At 48.3% G+C, this 25,603-nt stretch carries 17 protein-coding genes; 8 read left to right on the forward strand and 9 right to left on the reverse strand.

What is annotated here, in order from left to right; all coding sequences use genetic code 11:
- Positions 1-18: 18 nt before the first annotated feature.
- A complete protein-coding gene (gene ompV, locus EQP46_RS02010) occupies positions 19-795 on the forward strand; it encodes an outer membrane protein OmpV (RefSeq protein ID WP_129492047.1) in 777 nt (258 codons plus the stop codon).
- Positions 796-884: 89 nt separating this feature from the next.
- Here the strand turns inward: ompV and EQP46_RS02015 are convergent, their stop codons facing one another.
- Together EQP46_RS02015 and EQP46_RS02020 are read right to left on the reverse strand one after the other, a co-directional pair.
- Positions 885-2,084: an acetate/propionate family kinase gene (locus EQP46_RS02015; protein ID WP_129492048.1), complete on the reverse strand. Its 1,200-nt coding sequence runs from the start codon at positions 2,082-2,084 to the stop codon at positions 885-887.
- Positions 2,085-2,406: 322 nt separating this feature from the next.
- Positions 2,407-2,868 carry a TetR family transcriptional regulator gene (locus EQP46_RS02020; protein ID WP_129492049.1) on the reverse strand — a complete coding sequence of 154 codons (462 nt, stop codon included), beginning with the start codon at positions 2,866-2,868 and terminating at the stop codon, positions 2,407-2,409.
- A gap of 480 nt (positions 2,869-3,348) precedes the next feature.
- On the opposite strand from EQP46_RS02020, the gene EQP46_RS02025 reads away from it, so the two are divergent.
- Both EQP46_RS02025 and EQP46_RS02030 read left to right on the forward strand, forming a co-directional pair.
- Positions 3,349-4,995, forward strand: coding sequence for an AMP-binding protein (locus tag EQP46_RS02025; protein ID WP_129492050.1), 1,647 nt, complete (start codon positions 3,349-3,351; stop codon positions 4,993-4,995).
- 216 nt (positions 4,996-5,211) lie between these two features.
- A complete protein-coding gene (locus EQP46_RS02030; protein WP_129492051.1) occupies positions 5,212-5,508 on the forward strand; it encodes a DUF406 family protein in 297 nt (98 codons plus the stop codon).
- Between the two features lie 123 nt (positions 5,509-5,631).
- Here EQP46_RS02030 and EQP46_RS02035 read toward each other — a convergent pair whose 3' ends face one another.
- Positions 5,632-9,684 carry a hybrid sensor histidine kinase/response regulator gene (locus EQP46_RS02035; protein ID WP_240671601.1) on the reverse strand — a complete coding sequence of 1,351 codons (4,053 nt, stop codon included), beginning with the start codon at positions 9,682-9,684 and terminating at the stop codon, positions 5,632-5,634.
- A gap of 205 nt (positions 9,685-9,889) precedes the next feature.
- Here EQP46_RS02035 and EQP46_RS02040 point away from each other — a divergent pair, with 205 nt between their 5' ends.
- Positions 9,890-10,774: a DMT family transporter gene (locus EQP46_RS02040; RefSeq protein ID WP_129492052.1), complete on the forward strand. Its 885-nt coding sequence runs from the start codon at positions 9,890-9,892 to the stop codon at positions 10,772-10,774.
- 41 nt (positions 10,775-10,815) lie between these two features.
- Here EQP46_RS02040 and EQP46_RS02045 read toward each other — a convergent pair whose 3' ends face one another.
- The 3 genes from EQP46_RS02045 to EQP46_RS02055 all read right to left on the reverse strand — a co-directional run bounded on the left by EQP46_RS02045 (position 10,816) and on the right by EQP46_RS02055 (position 13,744).
- Positions 10,816-11,424 carry a DNA-J related domain-containing protein gene (locus tag EQP46_RS02045; protein WP_129492053.1) on the reverse strand — a complete coding sequence of 203 codons (609 nt, stop codon included), beginning with the start codon at positions 11,422-11,424 and terminating at the stop codon, positions 10,816-10,818.
- A 441-nt stretch (positions 11,425-11,865) separates the two neighbouring features.
- Positions 11,866-12,984, reverse strand: coding sequence for a glycine cleavage system aminomethyltransferase GcvT (gene gcvT, locus EQP46_RS02050; protein WP_129492054.1), 1,119 nt, complete (start codon positions 12,982-12,984; stop codon positions 11,866-11,868).
- Between the two features lie 118 nt (positions 12,985-13,102).
- The gene (locus EQP46_RS02055) at positions 13,103-13,744 is read right to left on the reverse strand and encodes a helix-turn-helix domain-containing protein (RefSeq protein ID WP_129492055.1); all 642 of its coding nucleotides are present in this window, start codon (positions 13,742-13,744) and stop codon (positions 13,103-13,105) included.
- 549 nt (positions 13,745-14,293) lie between these two features.
- On the opposite strand from EQP46_RS02055, the gene EQP46_RS02060 reads away from it, so the two are divergent.
- The 4 genes from EQP46_RS02060 to EQP46_RS02075 all read left to right on the forward strand — a co-directional run bounded on the left by EQP46_RS02060 (position 14,294) and on the right by EQP46_RS02075 (position 21,716).
- A complete protein-coding gene (locus EQP46_RS02060) occupies positions 14,294-15,694 on the forward strand; it encodes an L-serine ammonia-lyase (protein ID WP_129492056.1) in 1,401 nt (466 codons plus the stop codon).
- A gap of 135 nt (positions 15,695-15,829) precedes the next feature.
- The gene (gcvH, locus tag EQP46_RS02065) at positions 15,830-16,207 is read left to right on the forward strand and encodes a glycine cleavage system protein GcvH (RefSeq protein ID WP_129492057.1); all 378 of its coding nucleotides are present in this window, start codon (positions 15,830-15,832) and stop codon (positions 16,205-16,207) included.
- Between the two features lie 15 nt (positions 16,208-16,222).
- Complete coding sequence (gene gcvP / locus EQP46_RS02070) at positions 16,223-19,087, forward strand: aminomethyl-transferring glycine dehydrogenase (RefSeq protein WP_129492058.1); 2,865 nt, start codon at positions 16,223-16,225, stop codon at positions 19,085-19,087.
- 577 nt (positions 19,088-19,664) lie between these two features.
- Positions 19,665-21,716, forward strand: a complete 2,052-nt coding sequence (locus EQP46_RS02075; RefSeq protein ID WP_129492059.1) for a hybrid sensor histidine kinase/response regulator — start codon at positions 19,665-19,667, stop codon at positions 21,714-21,716.
- Positions 21,717-21,785: 69 nt separating this feature from the next.
- On the opposite strand, the gene cqsA is transcribed toward EQP46_RS02075, so the two are convergent.
- The 3 genes from cqsA to EQP46_RS02090 form a co-directional block, all read right to left on the reverse strand.
- Positions 21,786-22,967 (reverse strand): alpha-hydroxyketone-type quorum-sensing autoinducer synthase, encoded by a 1,182-nt coding sequence (gene cqsA / locus EQP46_RS02080; RefSeq protein WP_129492060.1) that lies wholly within the window; start codon positions 22,965-22,967, stop codon positions 21,786-21,788.
- Between the two features lie 467 nt (positions 22,968-23,434).
- Entirely contained in the window at positions 23,435-23,977 is a 543-nt protein-coding gene (gene sigZ / locus EQP46_RS02085; protein ID WP_129492061.1) for an RNA polymerase sigma factor SigZ, read from the reverse strand.
- 114 nt (positions 23,978-24,091) lie between these two features.
- Complete coding sequence (locus tag EQP46_RS02090; RefSeq protein WP_192545471.1) at positions 24,092-25,585, reverse strand: glutathione synthase; 1,494 nt, start codon at positions 25,583-25,585, stop codon at positions 24,092-24,094.
- Between the last annotated feature and the right edge of the window lie 18 nt (positions 25,586-25,603).

Raw genomic sequence — 25,603 nt, forward strand, 5'->3', positions numbered from 1 at the left:
ACAACTCAGGACAGCATCATGAAAAACATTATCGTTTTATGTTCTACCCTTGCCGCAGCTTCTGCCGTTCATGCCGCAGGCGACACGTATATTTTAAACGGTGGTATCTACACCAAACAAAACACATGGATAGCGGAGGTGGGCGCAGCGGGTGTCAGCGATCTCTATAAGGAACAAGATAACTCTGTCGTTCCCTTGTTGAACTTTGGCTACCACGGTGAAAACCTAAATGTCGATTTTAGTGGCGCCAACTATCGTGTCTACGGCACAGACAGTGATTGGGTCAACCTTGGGGTTATCCTGACCACGTCAGGCATCGCCTATGACAAGGACACCTCAGACTTTCTAAAAGGCATGGATGACCGGAACTTGAGCCTCGATCTCGGCGTGAATGCAGATTTCAGAGTCGGCACAGGCGTGATTTCCACCTATTTCCAACACGATGTGTCCGGTGCTTATAAAGGGTATGTTGCTGGCGCGAGATACTTCGACATCTTTCCCATCGGCGATGCCGATTTCGTTTCTTTCGCCGGCATAATGCTGCAAAGCAAAGACTTTGTTGATTACTATTTTGGCGTGAATCCAAACGAAGCGCGTGTCAATCGCCCCGCTTATACTGGCGACAGCAGTGTCGCTTATGAGGTGGGATACAAGCTGATCTATCCGCTCAGTGACAACTGGAATCTCACGCAGTCAACGCAATACACACGTTTAGGCGACGAAGTTGCTGATTCTCCCATTGTTGACAGTGAAGACCAATGGATGGTTGGTGCAACCGTGGCCTACCATTTCTAACACGCTTTACTCTGATTGTTCTTCGATAGAATAAAAAAAAGCCGCTGACTCTCGTCAGCGGCTCCTCTTTTCAATTCTGCGTTTTCTTGTTACTTCGCAAACTCAGCTGATTGCGATGCAATCACGAATTCTTCGTTAGTTGGAATAACCAACACTTGTGCACCTAGCATTTCAGACGCACCGATAACGCCTGCGTTACCGAAACGTGCCGCTTCGTTGCCCGCAACGTCTTCAACAAAACCAAGCAGTTTTAGGTTTTTCAGAATTTCACGGCGAATAGGCAGTGAGTTTTCACCAATGCCGCCCGTGAAGATAACGGCATCTAGGCTATCTAACGGGATCATGTAAGAGCCGATGAATTTCGCGACGCGGTAGGTGAACACTTCAAACGCCAGTTTCGCACCTTCATGACCGCTTTCCATGGCTTCAAGGATGCCACGTGCGTCAGACGTCAAACCAGAAACACCCAAGAAACCCGATTTTTTGTTCAAGGTGTCGAACACTTGCTCGTGCGTCCAACCTTTCTTCATCAGGAACTCGATGATACCTGGGTCAAGGTCTCCAGAACGCGTGCCCATCATCAAACCTGCCAATGGCGTAAAGCCCATAGAGGTATCAACAGATTCACCCTTGCGAACCGCTGAGACAGAAGCACCGTTACCAAGGTGAACCGAAATGAAGTTAGTTTCTTCAACAGGCTTGTTCAGCATCTTGGCAGCTTCACGGCTGACGAAGTAGTGGCTTGTGCCGTGGAAGCCGTAACGACGAATACCGTATTCTTTATACAGCTCGTTACAGATGGCGCCGGTAAAGGCTTTTTGCGGCATGGTTTGGTGGAAAGCGGTATCGAACACCGCAACTTGAGGCAATGAAGGGAATGCTTTCATTGCTGCGCGAATGCCCATCACGTTCGCTGGGTTATGCAGCGGCGCAAGGTCGCTCAGTGCGTCAATTTCATTCACAACACTGTCATTCAACAACGTTGCTTGTGCGAATTTTTCGCCGCCATGAACAACACGGTGACCAATAGCAACAAGCTGATCGTTCACGTTCATGCTTTCAACCAATTCAACGATAAGCTCAACCGCTTTCTCGTGATGATTACCACCTTGCTCGAGCATGAGCTCTTGTTTGTCTTGTCCGTCACGCTTCCAGCTGATGCGCGCATCTTCCAGACCAAAACACTCACCAAGACCAGACAACATTGCTGCGCCTGTTTGTGTGTCCATCAGTGCGAATTTAAGAGAAGAACTGCCGGCGTTCAGGACTAGTACTAATGAATTGCTCATGAAAACTCTCATTGGAAAAAGGGGGTAAAACTAAATATCGGATTCCGAGCGCCCATTATTAAATTTAATTTGAACTATTCAACTTAAATTTGGGTGATTGAATAGTTTTTGGCTGTTTACTGTTTCAGATCAATTTAGGGGTGAAAAATGTGGTTAAAAAACGTCACTTTGTAAATCAAGCGTCAAAGAATGGATCAAAAAAAGACGCTCAGGTTGAGCGTCTTTTTTAGTGTCCACAGCGAGAACTTACGAGGTCGGGAGAATATCTAGCTCTCGCGTTGATGGAGTCCAAGGTGACAAATTGTGTCCAAGGCGACCATCATTACGCCATTGTCAGTAGAGACTTCCCTAGCAACCACTCAAATTCTTTCTCAAAGTCGTCACCATAGCGATCGCAACACAGTGAATGCAGCTTCTTGCTGGCGTGGCTTGTAAACTCCTCGGCGTTTTCTGACGAGACGGTGTGAAGGAAGAACAAGCGCAACACGGCGGTAAAACGGTTATCTGAACGCAAAGCGTTCAGCCAACTGTCTATGAAGCTTCGTTTGTCGCCATCAAGATCAAGACGGTCAATCAAAATCCCGAGCAACCTGTCATCCAATCGCGTGATGAAATCGGTTTTTTTGGGAAAGTGATGGCTAATCCCTGTTCGAGAAATCCCAGTTTGCTGGCTCAATGTGGTGTAAGACATTCTGTCATACCCCAAAGTAACAAGTTGATCGACAACGGCATCTAGGATCAGTCGAATCGTTACTTCAGTATCTTCTTTGCTTCTTTTTGGCATATCTCTAATCCCTGTTTCCTGGCTTCCATACGGAGTAAGTGCAGGCTTCAGAACGTCCGACCTCTCTGCGACCAGCACGCGCGCTCTTGAGTGAAGTGTGTTTGTCGGCGCGCATTTGCTTTTTGTTTTAGCGGAAACCGATGGGAAGAATTTACCGACTACCCATCGTTAACTCGCGATCTTAAAGATAGTACATTTGTCTAATATATGAGCATATAGTTCGCGAAATTGTAAGAAGCGTGAAGCGGGTTAGGTTTGATAGGGAAGTTTGTCAGGAGAATCGATAACACCATGAAACTAAGGTGTTATTCTTTCTATATATGCATGCGTTTTCAACGCGTCTTCGTTACGAGCTTCAAAATTTGAACAAGCGTTTGAAAGAACAACTTGACCAAACCATGGCTCGAATCTTAGTTTAACAACTCAATAACATATAATTAGAACAATTAACCTCTTCCCTTCAGCTATACGGGGTCCGTTATGGGTCAACCAAAACCATATCAACAAATGCTGCGATGGGCTGATGAACGCCCTGATGAAATCTTTCTACGACAAATCATCAATCGCAAATTTACAGATTTCACTTACTCAGATGCCGTCGATCAGGCACTGAGGATCGTAACGGCCTTACGTGGAATGGGCTTAGAGCCGGGTGACAAAGTCGGGCTAATCTCAAAAAACTGTGCCGAGTGGTTCATTGCTGATTTAGCAATGATGCTAGGCAGTTACATTAGCGTGCCGATTTTCCCAACCGCTGGTGAAGATACGATTGGTCATGTGCTCGACCACAGTGAGGCAAAAGCCGTGTTTGTCGGCAAACTCGACGACACCAAAGCGCTGAAAGATGCCTTAGTCTCACGCAGTAACCTGCAAACCATCGCCATGCCCTATCCAACCATTAATTGCGGGTATGATTGGTCTGATTTGGTGGCACAGCATGAGCGAGCGGACGTGAACCCTGATCATGCTGACGACGACTTGATGTCGATTGTGTACACCTCAGGCACATCAGGCTTACCCAAAGGCGCAATGTTGACCTATGGCGCTTTCGCTTGGTCTGCACAGCGTCTGATTGACCATATCGGCATGGTGGGCGGAGAGCGTTTGTTCTCTTACTTGCCACTTGCACACATCACAGAGCGCGTATACATCATGGGCTCAGCAATGATGTCCGGTATTTGTACTGCATTCCCTGAATCACTCGATACCTTTATCGATGATGTGAAAATGCAGCGCCCTACCTTGTTCATCTCAGTACCACGCTTGTGGACGCTGTTCCAGCAACGCATTCAGCAAAAACTGCCAGACAGCAAACTTAAGATTTTGCTTAGTATCCCGTTCGTGTCGGGTTTGATTAAGAAGAAAGTCGCTTCAAACCTTGGCCTCGACCAAGCCCGCGTATTGGGTTGTGGTTCTGCGCCAGTGTCTGCCGCGTTATTGCGTTGGTATGAGCGCCTTGGGTTAAACATCACCGAGGCTTGGGGCATGACTGAATCCTTTGCTTATAGCACGCTGAACTTCCCGTTCCGTGCTGACAAAATCGGTACCGTGGGTAATGCTGGGCCAGGGGTTGAGATCAAAATCGCCGCAGATGGTGAGATTCTTGTTAGCGGCGAAGGTTTGTTTGCAGGGTATTACAAAAACCCAGAGGCATCGGCTGAAACCATCATTGATGGCTGGTTACACACCGGTGACATCGGCGATCTTGATAGCGAAGGCTTCCTCAGCATTCAAGGCCGTAAGAATGACACCTTTAAAACCGCCAAAGGGAAATTCGTTAGCCCTGTGCCGATTGAAAAGCGTCTGTTTGAACTCAGTAACATCGAAATGATGTGTCTCGTGGGTTCTGGCATGCCAGGGCCAGTGTTGCTTGCGTTGCCTCAGGAGTTTCCGAACTTCGACCCAGAGCGCTATGAGCGTCGCTTAAACCGCATCATTGACACCATTAATGGCGAGTTGGAAGCACACGCTAAGATAAAAGGCGTCTTGTTAATCAAAGAGCCTTGGAGCGTTGAAAACGGCTTACTCACGCCAACCTTGAAAATCCGTCGTCACTTGCTTGAGAAGAAGTATCACGACGTAGGTGCGACATGGCCATCGGACAAATTGGTGCAGTGGGAAGAATAATTTTCTCTCGCGATTCCTTTTTTAAATCAAAGCGGACGGATGCGTCCGCTTTCTTTTTGTAGTGATTTATTTCGCCACGCTGTTCCCACACTTTCTCCCCCGACGCGCCATAAAGAACCGTAAAAAACCCTACAAACACCAACGTTAAATGTAGTAATATTACGAAATAGCCCAAGGGCGAATCTAATTATTATCCCCATCATCGAGAGAGTGCTCATGAGTCAGGAAGAATTTCAAGTATGTGAAGCGTGCGGCGTGACCGCTGAAATGGGTTACGTTATCAGCGAAGGCGACGACGTGGCTGAAGTTGAAATCTTTGCAGAAGATAAAACGACCGCTATCGCTGAATTCAATGCGTACCTAGCACTGGCGAAGCAAGTTAACGACGCGGTGATCCACGATCTGGATGAGTCTGCAGAACTGGCGCTTAACCCACTAAAAGTCCGCTTGAAGTTTGAATGTAGCGCCGAAAAACTGATTTTCGAACTGCGCAGCCGTTCTCTGGCGAAGTAATCGCCTTTCAGCATCGTTTTCTGGTCGGTTAGCTGACCATTGAAAAGGCCGCTCAATCTTCATTGAGCGGCCTTTTTGTTTTGATGACGCTATCTCATTAGCGCCCTGTCATACCCATCGCGCTTAAAACAAGGTTGGAGTGTTCTCTTCTTCATCCATACCCAATGATTCCAACACAATCTCAAGTTTCTTCGCCGCAACTTCGTATTCAAACTTGCGGATAGCATCCTCAACAGGTGCAAGGTCAACATCCATGCTCTTAGAGCTTTCTTTAATGCCCGTAACAAAATCAACGGCTTGTGTGTCAAAGTTGTTCAAGAGAATTTTGAGTTGCTCCAGTTCGATACGGAACTCTCTTGGCGTATACCCCGCAAAAGCGGCTTCTTCTGGTTTCTGCTCAACGGGTTCATCGCTTGGAATATACTGTTGAATTTCGAGCAGCGTCGCTTGAATTTTGTCCATCAAGCTTGCTTCCATGCGTCCGTCGCTACCCGCCTGATCTTCCAAGTTACCCGCCAACACAGCAAGCCCTTTGGCTGACACATTCGCTGCAGCGCCTTTCAAGGAATGGGCAAACATCTCCACGTCTTCACGGTTTTCTTGTGCAATGTCTTCGCGAATTGTGTCGATTTTCGCCAGCTTACTCTCGACAAATGCGGTCATCACTTTCCAGTACGCCACAGTATTGCCACCAATTCGGCGAATACCTTCATTTGCATCCAACACCAGCGGGTCGATATCATTCAGGTCATGAACTTGTGGCTCTGTTTCTTTCTTCTCATTTGCCTCAACAGACGATTTCACCGCATCGCGCGATGCCGATGTCCACTTGTGAATGGCACTGATCAACTCATCGACATCGATAGGTTTCGAAACGTGGTCATTCATGCCCGCTTCTTTACATTGTTTGACGTCGCGCTCCATGGCATTCGCTGTCATGGCGACAATAGGCAGACCTGAGAGTGATTCAATTTCGCGAATCTTCTGTGTGGCAGTCACGCCATCCATCACTGGCATTTGCATGTCCATGAGAACAATATCGAACGCTTTTTCTTGCACCCTGTCGAGCGCAATTTGTCCGTTATCTGCCACTTCGATCGACGGGTTATAGGTCTCCAAGATACCCTTCGCGACTTCTTGGTTGATCATGTTGTCTTCAACCAACAAAATGTTTAATCCAGTGAAGTCATAAACAACCGACGATTTTTCTTCGATGTCCCGCGCATTCACCAACTTCAATTCTTCTTTACCGAACGCTTCCATCAATGCATCGAACAATGAGGATGGGTTAATCGGTTTCACCAAGGTGGCATCAAACAGATCCTGCATATCATCGGTAATCAAGCCCGCATCTTCACCGTATGCACTGGCAAGAATGACTTTCGGCATCTTGTTCAATGGCAGACCTTGGATTTGCATGGTGGCTTCATCACCGTTGATGCCCGGCATTTTCCAGTCCATGACCACCACGTCGAAGCCATCATTTCCTTTACAGGCATTCTCAACTTCGAATACCGCTTCTTCGCCGTTCGACACGGCTGCAACACGCAGGTCTAGGTTATCAAGCAAGGCGTACATGATGTCACGTGAGGCTTGGTTGTCGTCCACCACCAGCACGCGTTTATCGTTAAGAATGGTGCTCTTCGCCACCTGTTCTTTGATACTGGAATCGCTGCGGCCGCAACGGATCGTGAACGAGAACGTCGACCCTTTGCCCGTTTCACTCTCTACCCAAATGCGGCCACCCATGAGCTCTACGAAGCTCTTAGAAATGGTGAGACCAAGGCCAGTACCGCCGTATTTACGCGTGATTGAACCATCCGCTTGAGAGAAAGACTGGAACAGACGCGCCATTTGCTCGTCGCTCATGCCAATACCGGTATCCTCAATGTCGAACTGAATCTCCACCACTTCATCGCCATCAGACACTTTACGCGCACGGATGATGATTTCCCCACTGTCGGTGAACTTCACTGAGTTACCCGTGAGGTTAATGATGATCTGTCCGAGGCGTAGCGGGTCACCGACCAAATCATCTGGAAGGTCTGGATCGATATCAAAGATAAGTTCGAGGTCTTTTTCTTTGGCTTTCACGGAAATGATGTTGCTGATGTTGTCCAACACTTCACTGAATCGGAATTCAATGTGCTCGACAGAAAGCTTACCTGCTTCAATTTTCGAGAAATCGAGAATGTCGTTAATGATGCCGAGTAAGGATTTACCCGCTTTTTCTATGTTGCCAACATAATTGCGCTGCTTGTCATTAAGATCCGTCAGTAACGCCAAGTGCGACATCCCTAGGATGGCATTCATTGGCGTGCGAATTTCGTGGCTCATGTTCGCCAAGAATTCGCCCTTCGCTTTACTGGCTTCGGTCGCTTGGTCTTTCGCAGCAATCAAGTCAGTTTCAAGGCGTTTTTGCGTGGTGACATCGACGAAGAGACCCACAATACCGAGTGGTTGTCCATCACCGCCGTAGTAGGTGGCTTCATACACGGTAAGAATGCGCACATCCCCTTCCGCATTGGCGAGTTCAATGTCGTAAACGTGTGAACCTGGGTTTTCGAGAAGGGCTTTTTCCTTCTCCTCAAACATGGTGGCAACATCGTCTTTAAATAACTCATCCGGCGACTTGTCCACCACGTCGACGAAGAACAAACCAAGGAAGTCTGTAAACGCGTCATTCACACCAATGTACTTCCCTTCTGTATCTCGGAAGTAAGTGGGGTTAGGGATCGCATTGATGATTTGTTGGTTGAGTTTTAGCTGTTCTGAAATTCTGCGCTCGGCTTCGAGTTGAAGCTCGGCATTGATAGTAAGTTGAATACCCACCGCCAAATCTTCTTGCGCCTCTGAGAGCCAATCAATTTCTTTGTCAGAAAGTACGCGCACAGAACCTAGCTCGAGCACGCCCACCATTTCACTGTTTACAAACAGCGGGATGAAATACATTTCTTCCAGCTTCAATAGCCCAGCAGGCAGCATCAGCGTGAATTTTTCGTCTTGGTTACGGATGCGCAGGAATTCTTTGGTGCGAATGATGGTGCGATGGAAAGACACACTTTCTGCTTCCATCACTTTTGTTTGTTCATCAACCCCTACGCCGCCAATTAAATGCAGCTTTTCATTTCTCACACAATAAATGGCGGAGTAAGGGATCTCAAAGCGTTGTGAAAAGAAAGTCGGCACTTCAATGCCAAGCGAACGCGTATCAGCACAACCACGGATCAAATCAGAGAAGGCCTTTATCTGGCGACTGAACTCAAACCGTTCCGCAATTTCTTCCAGCACCGTATTTTGCGCTGAAGCGAGGTCTTTCAGCTCACCTTGGCTTTCAACATCCAGCTTGAATTCGAATTCTTTATCTTTCACTTTGCTGACGATCGTGCTTCGGATGTTATCCAGTGGTTTCAGGAAACGCACCCAAAGCAATATCGTGGTGGCAGCAACCGAAATGATCAGCAAATATGCCATCGAAATGACGATGCCATCCATGTTGCGTTTGCTTTGCGTCAGTCTGTCTAATTCTGCGCGGGTGCTTTTATCAATCGTGTCGTAGAAAGCACCAATCGGGCCCATTATCTTGTTTTTTGCGTGGATGTAATCAGGGCCAAACAGCATTTGCCGAGCGAGTTCAGGATCAGGCAATACACGCTCGATACCACGTGCTGTGCGTTTACGTCCTTGGATAAGATCCATGGCTGTCTGTTCAATGGTGATCAAATCTTGAGAGCGCGAAAGCGCTTGGTTCAAAAACGCCAAATGCGCTTCGCTAATACCTACATTGCGTAATCGACTGACCAAGGAAGGATAATCGGGGCGAATCGGGATCTCAGGCTGAGTCACTTCGTAGCTAGGGTCAGAAAGCTGTGCCCAGTAGTCAAAGTTGTACCCAGATGGCATGGGTAACTGACCATCTCGCACCGCTTTGACCTGTTCGAACAAATAGCGCCACCGATTATTTGTGGTGACAGAGTAGTTGCGCGCAAATTGCGTTAGCAAGTCAGAACTTTGTTTAAGTTCAACGGCTAAGGCATATTGTTGATGACGTTGCTCATAAATCTCATTGATGTCTTCACTCAACGCTTCAGAGCGGATTACTGCAAAAATGATGGAGGCGCCTAGAAAAAGAATGAATCCCATGAAGGCAAAATATACGTGCCGAATTGATCTCATTTCGTCTCCGAAAATCTTATGTTCGTGACATCTGTTTTATATAAGCGTAGACGGCGACATTCGGTTGATAAAGTGAGAAAAAGCAAAAGCCTGTTTGGTTCTACATTTATACTAAAATCGGTTTACCCATTACTTGCAGAAAACGGTAACCTCGAATAGGAAATTCGAAAATTCGCAAAATGATGTAAAACACAAAGGAGCGGTTGTGTCGCCTATTTATAAAGGGACGTGGGCGATGCTTGTCGGCATTACCTTGCTGAGTGTCGACAGTTTATTGATTCGATTAATACATTCTTCAGAATGGACACTGCTTTTTTGGCGCGGGCTATTTTCCGTCGTTTTAATTTTGTCTGTCATGCTAACCCTTCAGACCAAAAGCACCATCGCCGCGATCAGAAAGCCAGATAAGTTTCTTTTTCTTGGCTCTTTTGCGTTTTCAATGTCGACGATTTGTTTTGTCCTCTCCATTGAAATGACGCAGGTTGCCAGCACATTAATCATCATTAATGTCAGCCCCTTAATCAGTGCCCTGCTCGCCTACGTTTTCCTCAAAGAGCGTGTTGATCGACGCACCTTATTCGCCATTGTCGCGGCGACCGCTGGCATCATGTTTGTGTTTAGCGACACCGCATTGCCAGACGCGTCCTTGGGTAATTTGATGGCGCTGATCACGGCCTTTATGCTGGCCTCCTACTTCGTTATCTTGCGAAAAACCCAAAGCAAAAACGCGCCACTTTACCTCGTGCTGGGCGGTTTTTTCACCATGGTGATCGCCCTCTTCGCGGGCGCGGAACCCTTCTCCCTCACCCAACAAGAATGGATATATATCTTGATACTTTGTGTGGGTGTGGTGCCGCTGTCTTTCGTGCTGATCTCAATCGGCCCACGTTACTTACCTGCGGCTCACGCCAACCTGTTTATGCTTTTGGAGGCCATTCTGGGACCTTTGTTTGTGTGGTGGGGACTAGGGGAAGTACCGAGTCAAAACGTATTGATTGGCGGGGGCATTGTACTCCTGACGTTGGTGCTGTTCACCGTGTCTGCCGCCAACGAAAAACGCTCGCTCAATAAAAAAACCAGTACCGACTGATACTGGTTTTTCAACCGTTAGCGTTCTTTAGGTCGGCAGTGTTACAAGCGAAGACTCTGCCAGGCTTCACACATGGTGCGGAACGTTGCAGCGTCGCCTTCTGGACGGTCAGGGTGCCACTTCAACGCCATCTTCCGCCATTGACGGCGTATCTCTAAATCGGATGCATCCACAGACAAGCCCAATGCGGACAAGGCGTTCTTGCGCTCAATCGTTGTCTCACTGCAATGCCCAACATGCTGCTGATAGCGTTTCCAAAAAGAGGAAAGCAAATCACGCACGTCTTCAAGCTGCGCATCGTAGTTTTTCCAATCCATGTAGTATTCGCGCAACGGATCATCGCGGTTGATTTCGTGTTGGACAAACCCTGAGCTTGCGCCGCGCCATTTTAATTGAATGTCCATCGACTCTACCTGCAACCACTGCTGAGGAAGCAGCATTTCTTGCAGTTGGTATAGGGCGTTCATGATGAGAAAATTACGCTTGAAGAGATCCAATTGTGGGTCATCGTCTAAATGATCCATGATGGTCTTCTTCTGCAGCTCAGACATCAGGTAGTGAACCTTCCAGCTTTGGTGAGATTCTTCGAGCACGCTCAGAATCGGCCAGATTAGGGGGTTATCAATGTCATCCCGTTGTTCAGCAAGCATACTGCATATTCTCCTATCGACGACATGTCGTACATATAAGACATTAATCCATTATGCTGTGTATCGCCTGCGAATTTCCGTTCTTCTGCGCCGACTCACAGCTCTTTGCTCCTTAGCAGGATGTTTTCACTCCTACTGACAGAACACTCATTTGCTGTATTGAATGCATGCATAGTCGATGCCAATCACGAGACAAACTGTAAAAATATTTTACAGCGTAAAAGGGGTGGTATTTAGGCCATTGAGTAGAAAAAGAAAAAGGCCAGTGATACGCACTGGCCTTTCTTTTCGGATCCGCTATCACGGATACAAGGTGTTCGCTTGAATTGCATAAAGCGGCAATTTTGTGACTCTTATTTGGCGTATTCACTGCCGTTTGCGTTTTTTTGACGCCAAAACGTCACGCCGCATTCTCTGTCAATTCAATGTCAGGCTGCGTGATCAGCCGCGATAGTAGCGCTGTGGCACGAATGGCATCTTTTCGATGGTCATCGGCAACTTCTTACCGCGCACCTCTGCAAACACTTCTGTGCCAATCACAGCCAACGAGGTTGAAACATACCCCATTGCGACAGGCTGGCCTTTCGTTGGGCCAAACGTGCCGCTGGTGACCACACCGATTTCATTGTCATCTGCGTCAAACAGCACCGCACCTTCACGAACAGGCGCTTTACTGCCGCCCAACAAACCCACACGCTTACGCGATACGTCTTTGGTTGCGATCTGATCGAGAATGATGTCTGCACCTGGGAATCCGCCCGCACGTTCACCGTCTGCACGGCGTGGCTTGCTCAGCGCCCACAGCAGGCTTGCTTCAACAGGTGTGGTTGTCGTGTCAATATCATGACCATACAGACATAAGCCACACTCAAGGCGCAGTGAGTCTCGCGCACCCAAGCCAATCCATTCCACGGCGTCATTTGCTAATAGCGCACGTGCAAACGCATCAGCGCTGTCTGCAGGAACAGAAATTTCGTAGCCATCTTCACCGGTGTAACCAGAACGGCTCACTAAACACTCAACACCACCCAAATCCATTGATGCGGCATCCATGAACACCATGTCAGCAACCGCAGGATTGAGCGTCGCAAGCACGGTTGCAGCTTCAGGGCCTTGCAAAGCAAGCAGTGCTCGGTCTTCAATTTCTTCCAGTTGTACGTCATTTGGCAGATTGGCGCGAAGGTGTGCAATATCTTGCGCTTTACACGCGGCATTCACGACAACAAACAAATGATCGCCAAAGTTTGTCACCATCAGATCATCCATCAAGCCGCCCTGCTCGTTGGTGAACAATGCATAGCGTTGCTTACCGACAGGCAAATCAATGATATCGACAGGCACTAATGCTTCGAGTGCTTTTGCGGCATGTTCGCCATGTAAACGAAGTTGACCCATGTGCGACACATCAAACAGACCCGCATGTTCGCGGCAATGGATATGTTCTTTACGCACACCCAACTCGTATTGAACAGGCATGTCATAACCTGCAAATGGCACCATTTTGGCGCCCATTTCAATGTGTAGGGCATGTAACGGGGTTTTGAGAAGATCCTGTGACATGTTTCACTCCATGATCATGGCAATAGCCGACTTACTGAGAAATTGTCCGCCGTGTGACGGGATGGTGTTTTGGTCATCCTTCAATGGTGAATGACCAACCTCTCTCAAGAGGCAAAAATTAAGAAGCGGTTACCCAAAGAATGAGTGCATCTTCTTCGCTGGCAGACGTGAGCATGTGCCCCATCGCCGCGTCGTAATACACACTGTCACCTTCTTCTAAGGTAATCGCCTCGTAGAATTCCGAATAAAAGACAATGCTGCCTTCGAGCACCAAGAGGAACTCTTCGCCATCGTGTCTTATCCACTCATCGTATTCGTCAAATGAGCGAGCATGCACACGGGACTTGAACGGAAACATCTTTTTGTTCGTCAGTTGCGTGGCAAGCAACTCGTGCTCATAAGTCGCCGTGGGTCGCGCCTTACCTTCACCTAAGCGCGTGATGTCGCGTCGTCCTGTTGCTTTTCGCTGTTTTGGCGGCGTGAACAATTGGGGAATGCCGATGTTCAGACCTGCAGCCAGCTTTTGCATCGCTTGAAAGGTTGGCGAAATCTGTTCGTTTTCGATTTTTGATAATGTCGATCTTGCCAGGCCCGTCAGTTTGCTCGCCTCTTCCAAGGTCAAGCCTCCCGCAGTACGGATCTCTTTCAGGCGCTCGCCCAATTTTAGGGGCGCAACGTGCGCATCACCGGTCGCACTCAAGCTTCCGCGTTCAACGGTTACTGATGGATACACGTCTTGTGTATCTGTCTCTGTTGTCATTCGACTCCCCTTTACATTGTCCCTTGGGCCGTCAGCGTGGGCTCATTCTTACACAGAGATTGTGCGAGCTGATAAGCGCAAGTTAACACTTTTAACAAAAAGTTTCCTATTGGAAACTCGCGCTAAAAACGTGCAGACATGCAATGAACCCTAACCAATTGAATTTACGTCAACCTATAACATCTGTGGCATTCACAAAAACACGGAAAAAGAACACCAGCAATATATTATTGATTTTAATGGATATTAATTATTTACATTGAAATAACCGTTGCAATCATGGATGCCAAAGAGTAAAAAAGCAAACGTTTGCGCAAAAACGAAAACAAGAATGCTTCGCGTGGAAGTGTATTTCCAGAAATTGACTAAGGGATCACATCGCGAGTTTCCTATAGGAAATTTTGTTTTACGAAGTGCCATTACGTTTTGTATGTTACACAAATGTTGACGCCGGCAACGTATAAAAAGCCAATACTTAAATAATAGGCTCCGGACTGTCATCCCTCTTTAAAGGGATGGTGTGTACCCTACAAAACGAGGAGACGTGCAATGAGTCATAGCATGTTTGACCTGTTCAAAATTGGCGTTGGCCCATCGAGTTCCCACACAGTTGGACCGATGGTGGCAACCGCCCGATTTGCTGCCAATCTTCGCGAAGATGCATTGCTCCACAATACACACAAGGTATCGATTGAGCTGTTTGGTTCATTAGCCTTGACGGGAAAGGGACACGCCACCGACGTTGCGTGTGTGATGGGATTAATGGGTGAATGGCCTGACACCATTAACTCAGACGACATTCCTACCATGTGCAAGATGGTAAAAGGGAGCAAAGAGCTGCCTCTCGACGGACATCGATTTATTCCGTTTGATTGGGATGTAGACTTGGTTTTCCATTTCGACCAAGTGTTGCCAGAACATCCAAATGGCATGACGTTGACCGCATTTGGTCAAAACGACGACATTTTACTCTGCAAAACGTACTTCTCTGTCGGAGGCGGTTTTGTGGTTGAGAAAGGTGAAACTGATGCATTGGCCACAGATTTTTCGCCACCGAACACGTTTAGCAGTGCCGTTGAACTTCTCGAGCACTGTAAAACGCAAAACAAATCGATTGCCGACATCATGTTTGCCAATGAACTGGCGCGAGCCAAACATCAAGACAACACGGCAACGATGGAAACGGTCAATCAACACATTGATGCGATTTGGCATGTCATGTCTGCGTGTATTGAACGCGGCATTGAGCAAGAAGGCACCCTGCCCGGTGGTTTACAGTTAAAACGCCGCGCGAAAAAATTGCACGAGTGCATTAAGCGCAAAGACACGGACGGTTTACCCGTTGATTCGAATGACTGGGTCAACATGTATGCCATGGCCGTAAATGAAGAAAACGCGGCTGGTGGACGCGTGGTGACAGCACCAACAAACGGTGCCGCGGGCGTTATCCCAGCAGTGCTGGCGTACTACAACAAGTTTGTGTCGCCGAACAACATGGACGGTATCCGAACGTTCCTTGCCGTCGCAGCAGCGATTGGTTCGCTGTACAAGACCAACGCGTCGATATCCGCCGCAGAGGTAGGTTGCCAAGGTGAGATCGGCGTAGCCTGTTCCATGGCCGCAGCAGGCTTAGCCGCAGCAATGGGGGCGACCTCTGCACAAATTGAAAATGCCGCTGAAATCGGTATGGAACATAACTTAGGCCTGACGTGCGACCCCATTAATGGTTTGGTGCAAGTGCCCTGCATAGAGCGCAACACCATGGGCGCCGTGAAAGCCATTAATGCCACAAGGTTGGCGTTGAACGGCGATGGCGAGCACCATGTTTCACTCGATAGCGTCATCAAAACGATGCACGAAACAGGGCTCGACATGATGAGCAAGTACAAGGAAACCTCACAAGGTGGCCTTGCAACGAACACCATTGCCATCAATGTCGTCGCGTGTTGAATCGCGAGCCATCAAGCAATACAGAATAGAAAACAACCAGCGCGCGGCAATCAGCGCGCTGAAAAGCACACAGAATCGGTATTTTTCGCTGAGTGAGCGAAGACGAATAACCACGTTTCAAACGGAGATGAAGAAATGGATGCAACCCTGAAGTTTGCTGAGAGCCACGAGTGGGTAAAAGACAACGGTGACGGTACTGTAACCGTTGGCATTTCTGAGCACGCACAATCGCTTCTTGGCGATGTTGTTTTTGTGGATCTGCCTGAAGTGGGCAGTGAAGTGGAAGTGGGAGAAGGTTTCTCGTTAGTGGAATCAGTAAAAGCAGCTTCTGACATTTACGGACCAGTAAATGGCGAAGTGGTTGAAGTGAACGAAGATCTGGAAGACAGCCCAGAGCTTGTTAACGAAGCACCGTTTGAAGGTGGCTGGATTGCAAAAATCAAACTTGCTGAAGACAGCAACCTTGATCACTTGATGTCTGCTGACGCTTACCAAGAAACTATCGAAGACTAATTCAGGACGACTGTCATGACCGAATCACGCCTACTCGACCAACTTCAACCTCATGATGAGTTCGTGACGCGCCACAATGGCCCGCGCGAGACTGATCAAGCCGAGATGCTGCGTACCGTGAATGCCACGAGCCTTGAGCATTTGATTGAAGAAACGGTACCTGCTCACATTCGTCTGCCTCAGCCGCTTGAGCTAGACAATGCACTCAGCGAAGTCGCAATGCTCGACAAATTGAAGGCCATTGCCAGCAAGAATGTCATCAAGCAAAGCTTCATCGGCCAAGGTTACTACGGCACGCATACGCCGACCCCTATTCTGCGCAACGTACTTGAGAATCCGGGTTGGTACACGGCGTACACGCCATACCAGCCAGAAATCTCTCAAGGTCGCCTTGAATCATTGCTGAACTTCCAGCAAATGGTGATGGATTTGACGGGCATGGAATTGGCGAATGCTTCGCTGCTTGATGAAGCCACCGCGGCTGCAGAAGCCATGACGCTATGTAAGCGTGGTGGTAAGAGCAAGAGCAATACCTTCTTCGTTGCCGATGACGTTCACCCGCAAACCCTCGACGTGATTAAGACGCGTGCAGGTTTCATGGGCTTTGACGTGATCACTGGCGCGGCTGACTCTTTGCCACAGCACGATGTGTTTGGTGCGTTGCTGCAATACCCAGGTACAACAGGTCAAGTGCGTGATTTGACGGATTTGATTGCCCAAGCACAAGCCAATAAAACGCTCGTCACTGTTGCGGCAGACCTGCTTTCTCTGGCGCTGCTAAAAGCACCGGGTGAGATGGGTGCAGATGTGGTCATCGGTTCAGCACAACGCTTCGGTGTGCCAATGGGTTACGGCGGTCCTCACGCGGCCTTTATGGCAACCCGTGACAAACTCAAGCGCACCATGCCAGGTCGCGTTATCGGTGTGTCTATCGATAATAAAGGCAAACAAGCCCTGCGCATGGCAATGCAAACCCGCGAGCAGCACATTCGCCGTGAAAAAGCGACGTCGAACATTTGTACGGCTCAAGCGCTGTTGGCCAACATGGCTGCATTCTTCGCGGTTTACCACGGCCCTGACGGCCTCAAGAAAATCGCACGTCGTGTTCACCACCTCACCGCATTGGCGGCAGCCGCGTTCAATCACGCTGGCGTAGAAGTGGCATTCCATGATTTCTTTGACACCATCACGCTGAACACCGGTGACCAAACGGACGCACTGTTCCAAAAAGCACAAGATGCAGGCTATAACCTGCGTAAACTGGATGGTCAACTCGGTGTGAGTGTGGATGAAACCACCACGCTAGAAGACATCAACGGCCTGTTAGCCGCCATCACTGACGAAAGTGATGCGAGCCAATTCGCCGCGTCTATCGAAGCAGACGAGTTTGCAGCCATTCCAGAGTCTTGCCGTCGTAGCAGCGCGTACCTGACGCACCCAGTCTTCAATACACACCACAGCGAAACACAGCTGATGCGCTACATGAAGAAGCTTGAAAACAAAGACTTCTCATTGACGCACGGCATGATCCCGTTGGGTAGCTGTACCATGAAGCTGAACGCTGCCGCTGAAATGATCCCTGTCACGTGGCCGGAATTCGGTGCATTGCACCCGTTCGTACCAGCAGATCAAGCCTTGGGTTACACCGAGCTTGCTGACTCACTCAACAAAATGCTTTGTGAAATCACGGGCTACGATGAGATGTCTTTGCAACCAAACTCAGGTGCTCAGGGCGAATACGCTGGCTTGATCGCGATTCAGCGTTACCACGAAAGCCGTGGCGATGCGCACCGCAACGTGTGTTTGATCCCAAGTTCTGCGCACGGTACAAACCCAGCGTCTGCTGCCATGGTGTCAATGAAAGTGGTTGTTGTGGGTTGTGATGACAACGGCAACATCGATGTTGAAGATCTGAAAGCGAAGATTGAGAAGCATCGTGACAACCTCTCTTGCATCATGATCACCTACCCGTCAACGCACGGCGTATACGAAGAAGCAGTGCAGGAAGTATGTGAACGTGTTCATGAAGCGGGTGGTCAAGTATACCTTGATGGCGCAAACATGAACGCACAGGTTGGTCTTACTAGCCCAGGCTTTATCGGTTCAGACGTTTCTCACCTGAACTTGCACAAAACCTTCTGTATCCCTCACGGCGGTGGCGGTCCAGGTATGGGTCCTATCGGTGTGAAAGCGCACCTTGCGCCTTTCCTTCCGGGTCACACGGTAAACGGCACAGAATTCGCGGTATCCGCGGCGCAAATCGGCAGTGCGTCAATTTTGCCAATCTCATGGGCATACATTGCCATGATGGGCGAGCAAGGCCTGACCGAAGCCACTAAGGTCGCGATTTTGAGCGCGAACTACGTGATGGAGCGTCTGCGCCCTTACTACCCAGTCCTGTACCGCGGTACACACGGTCGTATTGCCCACGAATGCATCATTGATATTCGTCCGCTGAAAGACGAATCCGGCATTAGCGAAGAAGATATCGCAAAACGCCTGATGGACTATGGCTTCCACGCACCAACCATGTCATTCCCTGTTGCTGGCACGCTCATGATCGAGCCAACAGAAAGTGAAGACAAAGTGGAGTTGGATCGCTTCTGTGATGCCATGATTGCTATTCGTGAAGAGATCACGAAAGTGCAAGACGGCGAATGGCCATTGGAAAACAACCCATTGGTAAACGCGCCTCACACCCAATCAGACTTGATGTCTGACGTGTGGGAACGTCCTTACACTCGCGAATTGGCATGCTTCCCAAGCGTTCAAGCGAAAGATGCGAAATACTGGCCAACGGTAAACCGTGTCGACAACGTGTATGGCGACCGTAACTTGATTTGCTCATGCCCGAGCATTGAAAGTTACATGGAAGACTGATCAACACGCTACCGTTTTAAACGAAACAAAAACGAGCCAATTTGGCTCGTTTTTTCTTTCATAAAGTTTGCATTATTAGTCATTGTGTAAATGCTGCATTTTTTTGTGTATGGAGTGTAATCAACTAACCACTTACCTATCACAGCTCACACTATCAACGCCGAACCGAGTACTGCAAGCCACTGGATTTACTGCATCTATGAGTCTACACGCCTTTAATTTCGCGCCATACACCGTATTTCATCCGCCCTTCTTCTGCGCCTAATTCTCAAAGTCACAGCGAAATCTAATACCAATCAGTATTTAATCGCTTTGTACAAAAAGAGAGACACTGCGTTGTCTAACCCTTGTATAAAATTTTTTCATGCCCCGCCTTGTTTTCGAGTCGGGTGTATAAGAGAACGCTTACGTACTCGCGGTGTCACCGTGGTTTGAAAAAACAGTATGTAAAGTAGCGACTACATAATAAGAGCAACGCACAGAGCCGGTTTGCAGTTACATTTCCGCGCAAAGCACTCAAAGCATTAGCCAGTTTGTACAACGTTTGGCGAGGGTTAGGAAAATTACTATCGAGAGCATGGACGCGGCGTTTCGCAAGGTATATCAATATGCTGAGCCTAATCTGACCTTAGTTGGCTGGATGGGGCTCATTGGTTTCCCTGCATATTTTGTGATTTGGCAATACATCTTCCCTCAACCCTATGAAAACCTACCGCTCCGCCTCTTCTGTTCTGTGCTCTTTCTGATGATTTTGTTCCGCAACAAGTTGAAGCTCTCGTGGCAAGATCACATGCACTTGTATTATCAAGTTGCTATGACCGTGTGCCTTCCCTTCTTCTTTTTCTTCATGCTCTTTATGAACGATTGGTCGAGCATTTGGCTGCTCTCATGCATGGCCGCGATTTTCGTTCATATATTGATGGTGCACATCACCCGGGTGATGTTTATCCAAACCTTTATTGGCATCACCCTCGCCATCTTCTTTGCGTGGGTTTGTAAGGGCTATCACCTCGCACTCACCATGAACTGGACATACGTTCCTATCTTCCTGTTCATGTATTTGTTCGGCAATTTGTTCTACTTCCGCAATCAAATGGAACACGAAACCAAAGTCTCGATTGCGAAAGTATTCGGTGCAGGTATTGCTCACGAGATGCGTAATCCGCTCAGTGGGCTTTGCACCTCCATTGACTTGATTCAGGCCATTCTGCCTAACCCTAACGACCAGAAGAAAGCTAACTACACACTCTCAGCGGAAGATGCGCTATTACTGCGTGAAATCAGCCATGATGCAATGAACATCATACGCGCGGGGAATGAGACCATTGATCTGTTGCTGACCTCAATCGATGAGAACCGCGTGTCACGATCGACGTTCAAAAAGCACTCGGCGCAGCATGTGCTAGAAAATGCGATGACAAGTTTTGGCTATAAGAGCGCAACGGATCGTTTCTTGATTTCCATCGACATTCGGGATGAATTTGAATTTTTAGGCAGTGACACCCTACTCAAGTACGTTATCTACAATCTGTTTAAAAATGCCTTTCATCATCGAAGTGCAGAAAACTTCCACATCAATGTCACGCTGGAATCTGACGAGCGCGAAAGCCGCATCATCGTGAGAGACAATGGGTCAGGCATTCCAGAAGAAATCATCGAGCACATCTTCGACAATTTCTACACCACCGGGCGCTCGGGCAGTTATGGGCTAGGGTTACCTTTCTGTAAGAAGGTGATGGTGGCATTTGGCGGGAATATCTCATGCACTTCAGAGCTTGGGGCATGGTCAGAATTCACCTTGCACTTCCCCGCACTGAATTCTGACGAAGTTGATGTCATCGAGCGAAATGTCCTCCACCTGAAATCCATGCTGATTGTTAGCGACCAAAGCATTCTCACGTCCAAAGCGATTGATACAGGTAAAGCGCTGAGCATGCGCGTGGACAGCATGAGCACCCTTTCGATGCTGCAAAAGAAAGAACATGAGTTTGAGTACGATTTAATCTTTGTCGACTTGGAAAGCATGATCGCCAATGGTGATGTCCTGACACACATTGAACCGCTGCTCTCCTTTACCGAAGCGCGCATTGTTTATTTGTTCCAGCATTGTGCGACGGATTATCAAACCAATGCGGTGTTTAATCCGGTGTGGATTGAAGCGCGCTCCTGGCTGCTCAATACGCCATCTGTTGTGAAAGGCCTGCTGTTTGATGCCACTGAGGAAGATGCAATGGCACCGCTCCAACGCGTGTTGGAACCTCAAAAGCACACCATTTTGGTGGTGGATGACAGCGAAACATTGCGAAAATTTACCGCGAAGCTTCTTGAGAAACTGGGCTTCAAAGTCATTCAGTGCAAAGACGGCGGCGAAGCCATTGAAACCTTGGATAACAAGCGCGTAGATTTGGTGCTCATGGACATTGAGATGCCGGTGATGGGCGGTGTAGAAGCCTCGCGTATTATTCGAGATTCAGGAAAGAGTTATTCCAGCGTGCCGATCATTGCGCACACCGGCGACAGTTCGAAGTCTACCCTCGATAAAGTCGCCTCCTCTGGCATGTCTGATTTTATCGTGAAACCTTCGGATAGAAAGCGCCTGCACGATAAAATCGCGACCTGGGTGTCCTGAACAAAAGAAAAGCTCAGCACAAGGCTGAGCTTTTACGTTAACGCGAATCTGTACGTTACAACTTTGAGATCACACAAACGAGAGCTCAGCGCTGTCATACGCAGCTTGGCAAACCGTCAGCACATAATCGATGTCGCTGTTTGTCATATCAGCACTTAACGAGAAACGAATAATGGCCTTGTTTCTCGGTGTTGCTGGCCGACAAAACACAGAACCGAAGACATTTCTGTTTTCAAGAAAATCTCTCACGCGTTCAGTGTTCTTTTCGCAACCACATTCCAATGCAATGATTTGCGATTCGCTGCGCACCGTAAAGCCGATGTTTGTCAGCCCAGTACGTAGAATTTCCGCCACTTCAAAGAGCCGCTTTCGTTTGTCATCAGAACGTTGAATAACGTCCAGCGTGGTTTCTAGCCTAACGATTTCTTGCGGCAGTACCGTCGAGCTAAAGATCGCTGGAAATGAAACAAATGGCAGCGCTTGCATCAGTTTATCAGGGCCCATAATCGCACCCGCGCGGTAAGCAAACGCCTTTGCAAGACTGGTTGTGATGAAATCCACATCCTGCTCAAGCCCCAACTCCCTGACAAGGCCAGAGCCTTCAGGCCCGTGCGTTCCCAAGGAATGGGATTCATCTACCACCAGCGCGCAGTCAAACTCTTTTGCCACTTCGTAGATGGCTTCGAGCGGCGCAACCGTGCCGATTGTGCTGTAGACGGAATCCACCAAAATAATACCTGCACCATAACGTTTAACCTGCTTTCGCAGATGGGCAACGTTGTTGTGCATAAATGGGCGGATTTTCCCTCCGGCAATTCTCGCACCTTCCCACATAGACATGTGCGCAAAGAAATCGATATACACCGGGGTTTCTGGGGCGCAAATGGTCTGTAGCAAGCCAATGTTCGCCGCCCAGCCAGACTGAGAAAGCACACAGCTTTCCATGCCAACATAGGTGGCGAGCCGTTTCTCGAGATCAGGCTTGGATGCCTCATCTTGCAAAAAGACCGCCGACATCACGACGTTCTCATCACTGTTTGAGATAGCTTGCATGTGAGCAGACTGAATTTCATCGTTCAAAGACAAAGCAAGGTAGTCATTGCTTTGCATCGTTACGGCGTCGTGACTTGGTTTTTGACCCACAGGCAACGGAATGTTGTCGTTAAAGGGTTCAAACAAGTCTTGAACGAAGAAATTCAGGCGTTGTTCGATAAAAGAAGGGAGATCTTTGGTTCTCGGTTGATTGTGCATAGTCTAGCCTCTTCCTGTTATAGAAAAACGCTGGCATTGACGCGTATGCCATTAGTAGGCTGATTATGACCGATGTAACAATAGTGAGGTTTTGTAAGTTTGGGAATCTTTACAATTTAGCAAAACATTGACTAGATTCTCGGCTTATTCAATGTCGCTATTTCAGGACGAAAAGCAGCGAGAATGCGGCTTTTGGCGATCCTAGATTTCTTCACAGCACGCTGCTTGACTTCTCTCTCAATACTGCTAATCACCCGTTTTTGTTCATTATTTTGGCGAAAACTGGTGCAAAAAATCGCGTCATAAACGCTGCAAGGGTGCCGATATAGGAGACAGGTGCTTAAGTTGTTAGGCAAAGAGAGGCCCAGGTTGCATAAGCCTATACCCACCGATTCGGTGCTCTTTCGTAAACGCGTTATGGACAGGTAAATGTTGAGCAAAATTTAGCCATCAACAATCCGCAGACCCTAGCAATACTTCCCGTTTTTTTGACGTGTTTCATAGTCAATAACACTGCCGTTTTTGTCGAGAGAGAGCTCACAGCAATCCTGAAACAGCGCATTGATTTTTTCGCGGCTTTTTTGCAAACGAGATTTCAAGGTGGAGTAATTGATCCCCTGCTCTTCCGCATAGGCTTTTTGGGATTTGCCGTGCAGGTCAATGGAAGTGAGCATCTCAGCATCTTCCGGAGGAAGCGCTTGAATAAACGGAAGCAAACACGACACAAGATCGTCACGCACCTGTTCTTTTTCACGCTCGAACCATAAGTCTTCTTGAGCGATGCGCTTTGAACGCCCTTTTTCGCGATAGAAATCGATAATGGCGTTATTGGCAACTTGGAACAGCCAAGACTTCACTTTGGTTCTGTCTTTCACATCGTTGAGATGAAGGTAGGTTTTCAAAAGAATGTCTTGAAGAAGGTCGTCAACATCATCCGGGTTCGACACTTTTGCGTGGAGAAAGGCTTTTACGCTTGATTGATATTCATGCCAAACAGCTTCGATCGTCATCGTTTTACTCTTATTATTCGATAGCCGCGATATTCCACGGCTATCGAGAAACCCAACAACGTCAACATGCGTGTTCAGCAAAACCTTGTTTGGGTACATCTACTTATAGGCATGCTAGTCGATAAGCGTGATGGAATCGAGAATCCCCTTACCGCTATGAATGCCGCCTTCATTTTCTTTTGCTGGCTTACTACGCACTAAATACCCCGCATAACCTTCGAACTCAGTCACAGGTTTGCCGTCGTAATACGCGGTGAACAAGCCGATTTCACTGACAAGATCGTCCACCAGCGTTTGCTCACCATTACGCACAGCAATGGTTGGACGCTCACGCTCATGGGGATACAAACGCTGCATCAATGCCCACGCATCATAATCTTCAGGTTTAAGTGTCGCTAATTTCGCTGAAATATCGTCACCAAACACGCAGTGACCACCGCCCTCGCCTTGGTTCTTTAGTACCCACTCGCGCTTTTCAGCATCGCGGTTAAACCATGCAATTGCCTCGGCATGAATCGGCAACATATCTGCCAATACGCTTTTGACCAAGGTGGCATCTTCTTCACTCAATCCCCAGCGCGTGAGTTCTTGCGTGGTCATCATGGTGAGGATCATTTGCATGGTCTTGCTGGTGGCGAGTTGTTGACCGACTGTCGCGTTCACCGCCACGTTGTGCTGTTCAATGAACACACGCGTTTGGCTCAGGGTATGGCAGCAATTAGCTTCACGCAGTTCAGGCGCGAAATAGTCAGAATATTGGTAGCCAGCGCGAAGGTATACCACATCCACCGGGCCAATGTCTTTCAAGATCAGGCGTTGGTTTTCACCTGTCGAAAGCTGCGACGAAAGTTGGTCAAAGGTTCGACGAACGGTGCGCACACCACGCTGCTGCAGCGCAACCTCCAGCAAATGCTGGTCGTACACATTGTCTTCGTGATTCTGCACAACCATCAAGAAGGTGCGCTGTTCTTGTTGTTCAGTTGGCGTGCCATACGTTACGCGAATGTCTTGCGCTGCCGTCGCAATGCCGTGCGCCAGTTGTTCCAAACATGCATTATTCGCAGGTACAGCCGCTGGCGATTCCACCCAATCGCGATATATCTCAGGCCACTGTCTACGCATGTAATCGTGCATTTCATTGGCGCGTTGACCAAATGGCCCCATGCCAGCAGCAATGCCGTTAAACTCAATCACTTTTGCGCCTTGTTGGCGGTCATCCATGAAATCAGTGCGCATCAGAAGCAGAGGCTTACGCAGCGCGGTTTTAGGCGCAGCTTCCGTGCCGTGGATCTGTGCGTGCATTTTCATCAAGCGACCAAAGAAGGGATCGGCGTTCGCCATGCTACTCAACGAAGACTGCAAGAAAGGCATGTCTTCAGACACCTTGCTGATAAGGTTTGTCAGCATCGGCGTCACTGTTTTCAAGTGCTCAAACACGCGACGTTTCATGGTCATCGGCGCAATGCTAAAAGGGCAATGGCGTGCAGTGCCATCGCTGTTTTTTATGGCAACACCGTGCATGATTTGCCACTCACAGACCTCATCGACGGTTTGTGTATTAAGGTATTGCTCTTCAACGCATTGTTTTTCGAGAATTGAAGTCTTCATCATGTCTACCATTTCACG

It is taken from the genome of Enterovibrio baiacu, from assembly GCF_004120195.1.
GTDB lineage: Bacteria > Pseudomonadota > Gammaproteobacteria > Enterobacterales > Vibrionaceae > Enterovibrio > Enterovibrio baiacui.

Excerpts from the sequence above, each read along its gene's own strand:
- gcvP (WP_129492058.1), top strand. The coding sequence starts at position 16,223 with ATGACCGAATCACGCCTACTCGACCAACTTCAACCTCATGATGAGTTC.
- cqsA (WP_129492060.1), bottom strand. The coding sequence starts at position 22,967 with ATGCACAATCAACCGAGAACCAAAGATCTCCCTTCTTTTATCGAACAA.
- EQP46_RS02020 (WP_129492049.1), bottom strand. The coding sequence starts at position 2,868 with ATGCCAAAAAGAAGCAAAGAAGATACTGAAGTAACGATTCGACTGATC.
- gcvH (WP_129492057.1), top strand. The coding sequence starts at position 15,830 with ATGGATGCAACCCTGAAGTTTGCTGAGAGCCACGAGTGGGTAAAAGAC.
- ompV (WP_129492047.1), top strand. The coding sequence starts at position 19 with ATGAAAAACATTATCGTTTTATGTTCTACCCTTGCCGCAGCTTCTGCC.
- EQP46_RS02015 (WP_129492048.1), bottom strand. The coding sequence starts at position 2,084 with ATGAGCAATTCATTAGTACTAGTCCTGAACGCCGGCAGTTCTTCTCTT.
- EQP46_RS02060 (WP_129492056.1), top strand. The coding sequence starts at position 14,294 with ATGAGTCATAGCATGTTTGACCTGTTCAAAATTGGCGTTGGCCCATCG.
- EQP46_RS02045 (WP_129492053.1), bottom strand. The coding sequence starts at position 11,424 with ATGCTTGCTGAACAACGGGATGACATTGATAACCCCCTAATCTGGCCG.
- gcvT (WP_129492054.1), bottom strand. The coding sequence starts at position 12,984 with ATGTCACAGGATCTTCTCAAAACCCCGTTACATGCCCTACACATTGAA.
- sigZ (WP_129492061.1), bottom strand. The coding sequence starts at position 23,977 with ATGACGATCGAAGCTGTTTGGCATGAATATCAATCAAGCGTAAAAGCC.
- EQP46_RS02055 (WP_129492055.1), bottom strand. The coding sequence starts at position 13,744 with ATGACAACAGAGACAGATACACAAGACGTGTATCCATCAGTAACCGTT.
- EQP46_RS02025 (WP_129492050.1), top strand. The coding sequence starts at position 3,349 with ATGGGTCAACCAAAACCATATCAACAAATGCTGCGATGGGCTGATGAA.
- EQP46_RS02075 (WP_129492059.1), top strand. The coding sequence starts at position 19,665 with ATGGACGCGGCGTTTCGCAAGGTATATCAATATGCTGAGCCTAATCTG.
- EQP46_RS02090 (WP_192545471.1), bottom strand. The coding sequence starts at position 25,585 with ATGAAGACTTCAATTCTCGAAAAACAATGCGTTGAAGAGCAATACCTT.
- EQP46_RS02030 (WP_129492051.1), top strand. The coding sequence starts at position 5,212 with ATGAGTCAGGAAGAATTTCAAGTATGTGAAGCGTGCGGCGTGACCGCT.
- EQP46_RS02035 (WP_240671601.1), bottom strand. The coding sequence starts at position 9,684 with ATGAGATCAATTCGGCACGTATATTTTGCCTTCATGGGATTCATTCTT.